The following is an 8,186-nucleotide window of genomic DNA, read 5'->3' on the forward strand; positions in this document are numbered from 1 at the left end:
GTTTCCCTCGACAATGAGCTCCATGACCAGTGGCAACGCTTCTGATTTCGAATTCTCCGCGATTCGCCGCGGTGTAGTCACAATTTGGTTTATCAGCACCAATGACCCTGCTGCGACCCTGGAGACAGGTGTTCAGCACGACCGCGGTTTCGGGCGTCGTTTCCTAGCTCTCTATGACTCAACGCTGCCGGTAACACCGATTGGTGATTTCCCGCTCAACCGCTCGGCAGAAACCGGTGACGGTGAATACTACATCGGTGGCTTTGAGGGCGTTGCCGTACTGCAGACGGTTCTCGATGATGTCTCGCAGCTGTCCAAGCTGTCGCCTCGTCTGCGGCAGGAGATTGCCGCCACGGACGTCTACGCGAGTGTGTCGAATAAATCCACGGGCTTCGGTGCCTTTGCGCATTGGCACGATGGTGAACTCAAGCGCGCCTTCTCGGCGACTCGTTACCGCACGCTGGAGGATATCGGTCTTCCCTGCCCCGCAGAGGGCAGCTTCTGGGCGGGCAAGCACCGCCCGCTGCCCGACGCTTTCGAAGATACGGGTTCACGTCCACGCGAGGGGGTCGGTTTGCCGTTCGTTCCGGCAGAGCTTGCCGACGCCGTCATCACCGACTGGCTCGGATTCGACCCGCATTCGCCCGCTACAGACATCCCTGTTAGTGGTTTTGCGGTGGATGGCCGTCGTGCGGCTCCCGGAGCTTCGTATTCGACGTCTCGTAGTCCACGCGGGCTAATGGGTGAGCTGGGTTCCTCCGAGTCTGGCGCAGAGCTTGACCGCGCCTACGACGACTACGAAGTTCACAACGCAGAGCCGAACCGAGACTTTCTGGAGGAGCTCAGTCGCTTTGGGGCTAAGGCCAAGAACTTCGCTGGCCGCACCTGGCGGCGGGCGCGAGGCAAGTTCGGGAAATAGTCTCTACCGCACTGCGCGCTGCGACTGAACGCGCAGTCGCTCGTAGAACGCGATCGCCGCGGAGGTAGCCACATTCAGGCTGTCAGTTCCCGGTGACATGGGAATGCGAGCACGCACATCGGTGGCTACCATCGCGTGCTCGGTAAGCCCCTGCCCCTCAGCGCCAACGAGAATCGCGACCTTGTCCGTGTCCATGGCATCCCACAGGTCCACCGTGCCCGCAGGGGTCATCGACACCACGCGGAAGCCCTGCTCTTTGAGCTGGTCCAAGCTTCGCTGCCAGGTGGTCGTAGTACCGGGCAGAGTCGCAAATGGGACTGTCAGCACATGCCCCATGGAAACGCGCACGCTGCGGCGATACAGCGGATCGGCGCAGGCCGCGCCGAAGACGACCCCATCCACGCCCATGCCCGCCGCGTTACGGAACAGGGCTCCGATGTTCTCGTGGTCGCCGACGCCCTCCATCACGGCCAAGGTGGTGGCTCCGCTCAGAACTTGGTCCACCGATAGCTCCGGCGCGCGGTCAGCGGTGGCCAGAAGGCCGCGGTGAAGATCAAATCCGGCCGCTGCGGCCAGAACCTCGCGGTCGAGTTCAAACCAGGGCACCGTTTCCGCAATAACGGCCTCGCTCGCGGTCAGTCCGTCGGCAAGCGATGCGAGCTTCTGGCGAGTACCAAAGACTGCGCGGAGCGGAAAGCGTGAGCGCACTAACCGCGGCACAATGAGCGTGCCTTCGGCGATGACCAGCCCCTTCCCACCGGGCAAATCGGGGCGGGAATCGGACTTGTTGAGGTTGCGGATGTCATCGAGACGGCTGTCGGCGGGATCGTCGACGACGATGGGCGCAAAGCGTTCGAGGGATGTGGTGGTACTCATGGAAACTCTTTAGCCGCCCAGCAGAGCGGTGAACGGATCGGCGGCGAAGTAGATGATGAACAGGCCGGAGACAATCCACATCAGCGGATGTACGGACTTGGCACGACCCGAGAAGATAGCCATCGCAGCAAAGGTGATGAAACCGATGCCGATACCATTTGCAATCGAGTAGGTAAACGGCATGGTGACAATAGTCAAAAATGCCGGCAGTGCGATGTCGAAACGGGTGAAATCAATCTCGGTAATCTGCCCGATCATCATGGCACCGACGATGACCAGCACTGGCGCGGCAGCCTCGATGGGCACGATTTCATAGAGCGGGGTGAAAAACATCGCTGCCAGAAAGAGGATGCCGGTGACAATGTTGGCAAGGCCAGTGCGTGCACCATCGGCGATGCCCGCTGCGGAGTCCACAAAGACGGTGTTCGACGAGGAGCTGACTGCCCCACCGACAATGGCACCGGTGCCTTCGACAACCAGTGCGCGCTTCATGTCCGGCAGCACACCGTCTTCATCGACAAGTGCGGCCTGCTTGCCCAGACCAGTCATCGTGCCCATGGCATCGAAGAAGTTCGCCAGGACCAAGGTAAACAGCAGCATGGTGGCGCTGAGGGCACCGACGCGGGCAAAGGATCCGAAAAGATCCACAGCTCCAACGAGGGACAAGTCCGGCATGCCGCCTACGCGGTCCGGCAGAGTCGGTACCGCAAGATTCCAACCGGTCGGCACTGGCTTGCCATCAGCGAAGGAGGGGCCCGCATCCGTCAAGGCCTCGACTGCGAGCGCAATGATGGTATTCAGCACGATGCCGATGAACAGGCCACCTGGAATATTGCGGACAACCATGATGCCGCAGATAATCAGCCCGAGGACGAACACGGCGGTCGGCCACGAGGCAATCTGACCATTGATGCCGAGCTGCACCGGAACAGTCGTGTCAGCGGCATCGGGAATACGGCGAACCAGGCCACCGTCGACCAGACCAATCATGGCAATGAATAGGCCGATACCCACACTCATCGCGGCCTTCATATCGGACGGAATCGCGTGGAAGACAGCTGTGCGGAATCCGGTCAGCGCCAGCAGCACGATAATCACGCCGTCCAGCACGACCAGGCCCATCGCTTCTTCCCAGGCCAGCCCCTCGTTAGCAACGAATGTCACGGCAACCAGGGTGTTGATGCCCAGGCCCGTCGCAATGCCGAAGGGGTACTTGGCAAAGAGACCAAAAGTAATGGTCATGACACCCGCGGCGAGCGCGGTGACAGCGGCGACCTGTGGTATCCCCAGGCTATTGCCGTTGACATCCTCGATATTGCCGAGGATCAGCGGGTTGAGCAGAATGATGTAGGCCATCGCGAAGAAGGTCACTACGCCACCGCGAATCTCGGTCACGGTCGTCGAACCGCGCTCCGTGATGTGAAAATAGCGGTCCACTGCCGAAAGATGGCTCCCCTTCCGTGCAGGCTTGGAGTCCTTCGCCTCATCTGAGGATGTTGCAGAGGTGGACGTACCTTTGTCCATTTTTTATGCCTCTCTAGAGTCTCTTTACTATCCGTGTCACGTGTTTATCCGTGTCAGAGCGGAATTTTTGTGCCGAAAACCGTAACGGTGCAGTCTCTGGGGCCACGGTGGCGTCGAAACTGCACCTTCTTCGTCATCGCGTTTGCCTAGGTGGAAAGCTACAGGTGGGAATCCTGGTAGGGTTCCGCCACCGGTGCACCCTGCCCCGTTACTTCCGGGATAGCTGAGTGAGCACCGCAGCCGTGGTCAAAGCTTACGGCCGTGGCATCGAATGTCCATTCGTTAACGCACACGCCCCAGTTCTTACCGAGCGGCCCGGTCAGCGGGACCATAAAGGCGCAGGTTCGGCAACGGTGCAATGCTTCCCGAGCAAAGTCACTCTCGGGGCCGGTATCGCCCTCTTCCCAACGCTGCTCGGTGTCTTCCACACCACGCGCCGACAAGGTGCGGGTCTGCAAGTCATCGCCGTCGAGTCGCTCATCTCCCACTGCAGCCGGCAACAAATCGCGTGGACCGAGGTCACCGGGGCGCAGCCGCTCCTCGTAGGGCACCCATTCAGGCGCCTGCAGCGCGGTTTCGCCAGGGACAAGAGCCACTTCACTGACCGTCGCCTGTTGAGTGCCCGGCGCGCACGCGACCACCACATGCCACTCCCAGCCCCTGTATCCGGGCAGGTCAGCCGCAAAACGATGCACCGCAACGCCCTCGCCTACGACACTTACACCGGTGTGCGCGCCGGCAGGCCCCTCCCCGAGCTCTTCAATAGCGGTACGGGCAGTGTCGACCGCCTGGTGATTCATCACCTTCCCCCGTCGGCGGCTGTTTCGGGAACGTCGTCGATTTTCAGTCACGTTTCCTATCCTAGAGTGAAGCTATGGACAGATTCCCGTCGGGCGATGCAAAACTCGCCCGCCCTTTCCACTCATCACGCTTTACGACGGTCCGAGCTGCCATCCTCTCCGTGGCAACTGCCGCCCTATTGGCCGGCTGTGCGGCTGAAACTGGTTCAGGTGGCGATCCCTCAGGCGAGGCCCCTTCTAGTGGAGCTAGTGCGGACTCGAACTCCGGCACCGCCCCAAGGTCGACTTCGGCATCGGTTAATCCCTCCGAGCTGGTCGGTGCCGATAAGGTGCCGGGGCTCGGTGACGTTCCGACACTGAAACTGGCCATCGAGCAGTCCTATCCTGTCTTGGCTCCACCACTTCCCACGGAGAAGAATGTCGCTGCGCCTTTTGTCCAGGGCCTTGAGTTCGAACCCGATGGTTCTTTGTTGATGGGCACCGGCCTCTACGGTGAGTCCCAGATTTACCGATTACCGCAGTGGCTCGACAACTCTGCAGCCGAGCCGACCAACGTGGAAGATTTACAGCCTGAACTCTTCGGCGAGGGGATTACCCGTCATGGAGATACCGTGTGGCAGCTGACGTGGAAGGAAGGACGCGCCATTGAACGCGACGCGGCTACTCTCAAGCAGCGTCGCGAGGTTCCCTTCGACACCGAGGGCTGGGGCGCGTGCTCCTTCGATGACACCATCGTGACCTCCGACGGCAGTGGCACCCTCACTTTCCGCGCCCCCGATGACCTCTCTTCCCAGCGTCAACTGGCGGTCACTGCAGCAGGTACAGAGACAACGTGGCTCAACGAACTCGAGTGCGTCACTGTCAACGGCGACGCAGCTCTGGACGAAGTGCCGGACGAAGTACCAGCGGACACGAGCGATTCAAACAACCAGAGCAACGCGGACGGACCAAACTCCCCGCAATCGCACCGCGAGATTTGGGCCAACGTCTGGCAGAGTCCATTCATCTACCGCATCAACCCGGAAGACGGAAAGGTCACAGGCATCGTCGATGCCACCGAACTCTTCCGCGACTTGTACGCGCAGCTCTCCCCAGCAGAGCAAAACAGTATTGATGTGCTCAACGGCATTGCTCTAATGCCGGATTCTTCCTCTACCTCCCCCAATGGCCCCCGCCAGTTCCTGCTCACAGGGAAGAAATGGCCCACGGCCTACCGTGTTACCGTGAGTGAATAGCAGTATCTGGCCCGAAAACGGCTAGTGTGACTGAACGTAGCTTCAATTCCGTTACGAATGTCGGGAAGTGAGAGTTGATGGGATCGAGTAGGCGCCGCTGGCAACAGAATAGTAAGGCGTTCATGGTTGTCGGCGCTATTGTCGTGGTGGGTCTTGTCGTCACCGGCATTGTCCTTGCTGTCAATAAGTGGACCAACCAGGCAATCGACGACCCGCACGCGCTGTCCATCGAGGTCATTCAGGACGGCGAAACCACAGAGGTTCTTCCCTACCGTGTCTGCGACCTCTTTGAGAAGAATGCCTGCACCACGACTGAGGCCAACGCCGCCAAGATTTCTCTGGGCGAGCAGGAGACAGCTGAGGTTAACGTCGGCTCCACTGTTGGCTCTAACTCTTGGACTCTGCAGCGTTTCTTCTCCGACGATGCGGTCAACTCCACCTCTCGCAAGGATCCGGGCGAAGCCACGACCGAGACCATCGCCGGCTCCGCAGCTGTTGCCGGCAAACGCACCCCACTCGGGGTCGTGGAGGTTTCCACCGCGCTCATCGGAAAGAACTCCGAGGGTGAAGAGACCACCTACGGTATTACTTGGTCGATCGTCAACGAACCGTCGTAAAGCACAGCAAAACGCCCGCTCACTGAGGTTATCCACCTTCGTGAGCGGGCGTTTTTCACATCTTCTACCGACTTACGAGTCCAGCTCGCGCGCGACCGCACGCAGGACTTCAGCCATCTGGTGGCCGTCCTTACGCTCCGGGTAACGCCCGGCGCGCAGGTCACGCTGCACCGTCGACTCCAGCATGGAAATCATGTCCGAAATCATGCCGTTGAGATCGCTGGGGCTGTGCTTCTTTGCTTGACGACGGGCTCCTGCGCCCCCACCTGCCCCGCCACGGCGGTGACGGGCACCGCGCGGTCCCTCGTCGAGCACCTTGATCCGGAGGGCCTGCGGGCCTGGGCGGCCGTCAGCGTAGTCGTACTCCAGGCGCTGACCAGTTACGAGTTCTTCCACGCCTTTCGGCAGCACGTTCTTGCCGATGTAGACATCTTCACCGTCCGGATTCGAAACGAAGCCAAAACCGCGATCCTTGTCGTACCACCTGACCTTACCGATGGGCACTTTCCACCTAACCTTCCCGTGCCCTGTGACTGGGGGCACTCAACCTCGTTCCCCTTGTGCAGCGGTGACTGCCCTTCAGGGTCTTCGGATCGGAGATGCAATTCTTCCGCATTTGCCACCGTCCTCGCACGCACAAACGGCCAGAGTTAGAGGCTCGCTCGGGGCGAGCTTGGCCAGACAGGACCGCGAGGATATGCCAGGCCGGGTGCTGTCTTAATGGTGTTCCTTTAATTAAGGTGCGACCAAAACAGGACGCACTCCAACGGGGAACACATTATTTATTACTGCTTACTAGTGCGAAGTGGCGGCAGCGGTAGCGGCGTGCATGTGCACGTCACCTCCGATTACCTAAAGAACTCAATTATACCCATAGATGGGGACATAAAGGGAAGACGGATCTGCGTGAAGCGAACACTCTCGCGGATTGACGCACCGAGACGGCAACTAACTGCCAGCGTTGGTTCTTTATGGCTATCTCTTATGGCCATCCTTCTCAGTGCATGCGGCGCGCCAAAACCGGAAAAATAACAAGACGATAACGTGAGCTTTATCACATTTTGAAGTTTTAACTTACACAACACCAATAACAGTCACGTCTCTTACCTGCAGTTTCACCTACTTTTATGCATATTTCCCACCTGCGCTCAAAATTAAGAATCCGGCGATTCGCGTGACTATTTCGTTATCAACCGCTACGGTGTGCAATCGACGCGTTTAACGGACGAAGTCGCATAGATCGCCTTCATCTCACTCCAGTGCGATGACATCGGCCCGTTATCAATAACGTGAAGAACTTTCCATAAGAGTGAGATGGGGTTGCATTAGCCCCACTGGCGCCACAAAGAAAATCGACGAAAAGGAAATTTTCATATGGCTCGCCACGCAGCTAAGACCAACACCTTCGCTTCCACTTCGGCAAAGGTTGCACTGACCGGCGCAATCCTCGGTGCCGGTGCCGCTATCTTCGCACCGACCGCTTCTGCAGCTCCGGACTCCGACTGGGACCGCCTGGCACAGTGTGAGTCCGGCGGCAACTGGCACATCAACACCGGAAACGGCTACTACGGCGGTCTGCAGTTCTCCGCAAGCACCTGGAACGCTTTCGGTGGTAACGAGTTCGCTTCGACCGCTGATCAGGCTTCCCGCGAGCAGCAGATTTACGTTGCTGAGAAGGTCCTGGCTCAGCAGGGTTGGGGCGCATGGCCGGCTTGCTCCGCAAGCCTGGGTCTCTCCTCCGGCCCGACCGATCGTCCGCACCCGAGCCAGGGCTCCGCTCCTGTTCGCGCACAGGCCGCTCCGGCAGCTGCTGCTTCCGACTCCAAGACTGACCTGGTCCAGCAGTTCGCTGACCGCCTGTCCAACGTCGACAGCCTGTCCGACGCTCAGGCACTCATCGCTGAGTTCCGTGCACTGACCGGCGAGGTTGAGCTCCCGCAGGAACTGGTCGCAGCCATTCCGTTCGACCTGTCGAAGCTGCAGGGTCTGATTTAAGACTTTCGAGCTAGCCAGCTCATCACAGTAGCCCCGAGGGTAATCCCCCTCGGGGCTACTTTTTGGCTTCCGCAGGTTGGCGGTACCGACCCAACGCGAGTTAGTGACTGCGTGAATTACTGCCTGCGTTTATGGCTGGCGACGGCGTGCCAACGCGAGTTAGTGACTGCGTTTATGACAAAAATGGCCCGGTAGGGTCAGGCGGTCATTGCATCATGGA

The 8,186-nt window shown here is 59.5% G+C and carries 8 protein-coding genes; 4 read left to right on the plus strand and 4 right to left on the minus strand.

What is annotated here, in order from left to right; genetic code table 11:
• Positions 1 to 22: 22 nt before the first annotated feature.
• Complete coding sequence (locus HMPREF3130_RS10850) at positions 23 to 919, plus strand: DUF6928 family protein (protein ID WP_246815153.1); 897 nt, start codon at positions 23 to 25, stop codon at positions 917 to 919.
• Positions 920 to 922: 3 nt separating this feature from the next.
• Here HMPREF3130_RS10850 and HMPREF3130_RS10855 read toward each other — a convergent pair whose 3' ends face one another.
• The 3 genes from HMPREF3130_RS10855 to HMPREF3130_RS10865 form a co-directional block, all read right to left on the minus strand.
• On the minus strand, positions 923 to 1,795 hold the full coding sequence (locus tag HMPREF3130_RS10855) for a TrmH family RNA methyltransferase (protein WP_070429966.1): 873 nt from the start codon (positions 1,793 to 1,795) through the stop codon (positions 923 to 925).
• Between the two features lie 9 nt (positions 1,796 to 1,804).
• A complete protein-coding gene (locus HMPREF3130_RS10860) occupies positions 1,805 to 3,319 on the minus strand; it encodes an NCS2 family permease (RefSeq protein WP_016423312.1) in 1,515 nt (504 codons plus the stop codon).
• Between the two features lie 158 nt (positions 3,320 to 3,477).
• Complete coding sequence (locus HMPREF3130_RS10865; protein ID WP_224433761.1) at positions 3,478 to 4,170, minus strand: DUF3027 domain-containing protein; 693 nt, start codon at positions 4,168 to 4,170, stop codon at positions 3,478 to 3,480.
• A 23-nt stretch (positions 4,171 to 4,193) separates the two neighbouring features.
• Here HMPREF3130_RS10865 and HMPREF3130_RS10870 point away from each other — a divergent pair, with 23 nt between their 5' ends.
• Both HMPREF3130_RS10870 and HMPREF3130_RS10875 read left to right on the plus strand, forming a co-directional pair.
• Complete coding sequence (locus tag HMPREF3130_RS10870; RefSeq protein WP_070429967.1) at positions 4,194 to 5,354, plus strand: glutaminyl-peptide cyclotransferase; 1,161 nt, start codon at positions 4,194 to 4,196, stop codon at positions 5,352 to 5,354.
• Between the two features lie 122 nt (positions 5,355 to 5,476).
• The gene (locus HMPREF3130_RS10875; RefSeq protein WP_016423315.1) at positions 5,477 to 5,971 is read left to right on the plus strand and encodes a DUF2771 family protein; all 495 of its coding nucleotides are present in this window, start codon (positions 5,477 to 5,479) and stop codon (positions 5,969 to 5,971) included.
• Positions 5,972 to 6,043: 72 nt separating this feature from the next.
• On the opposite strand, the gene HMPREF3130_RS10880 is transcribed toward HMPREF3130_RS10875, so the two are convergent.
• A complete protein-coding gene (locus HMPREF3130_RS10880; RefSeq protein ID WP_005511873.1) occupies positions 6,044 to 6,475 on the minus strand; it encodes a cold-shock protein in 432 nt (143 codons plus the stop codon).
• Positions 6,476 to 7,345: 870 nt separating this feature from the next.
• On the opposite strand from HMPREF3130_RS10880, the gene HMPREF3130_RS10885 reads away from it, so the two are divergent.
• A complete protein-coding gene (locus HMPREF3130_RS10885) occupies positions 7,346 to 7,966 on the plus strand; it encodes a transglycosylase family protein (protein WP_016423316.1) in 621 nt (206 codons plus the stop codon).
• Positions 7,967 to 8,186 lie beyond the last annotated feature (220 nt).

Origin of the sequence: Corynebacterium sp. HMSC14B06 (genome assembly GCF_001807075.1) — a bacterium.
Taxonomy (GTDB): Bacteria; Actinomycetota; Actinomycetes; order Mycobacteriales; family Mycobacteriaceae; genus Corynebacterium; species Corynebacterium jeikeium_D.

What these genes read in the sequence shown, in the direction of transcription:
- HMPREF3130_RS10870 (WP_070429967.1), top strand. Translation starts at nt 4,194, where the DNA reads ATGGACAGATTCCCGTCGGGCGATGCAAAACTCGCCCGCCCTTTCCAC.
- HMPREF3130_RS10850 (WP_246815153.1), top strand. Translation starts at nt 23, where the DNA reads ATGACCAGTGGCAACGCTTCTGATTTCGAATTCTCCGCGATTCGCCGC.
- HMPREF3130_RS10885 (WP_016423316.1), top strand. Translation starts at nt 7,346, where the DNA reads ATGGCTCGCCACGCAGCTAAGACCAACACCTTCGCTTCCACTTCGGCA.
- HMPREF3130_RS10855 (WP_070429966.1), bottom strand. Translation starts at nt 1,795, where the DNA reads ATGAGTACCACCACATCCCTCGAACGCTTTGCGCCCATCGTCGTCGAC.
- HMPREF3130_RS10860 (WP_016423312.1), bottom strand. Translation starts at nt 3,319, where the DNA reads ATGGACAAAGGTACGTCCACCTCTGCAACATCCTCAGATGAGGCGAAG.
- HMPREF3130_RS10875 (WP_016423315.1), top strand. Translation starts at nt 5,477, where the DNA reads ATGGTTGTCGGCGCTATTGTCGTGGTGGGTCTTGTCGTCACCGGCATT.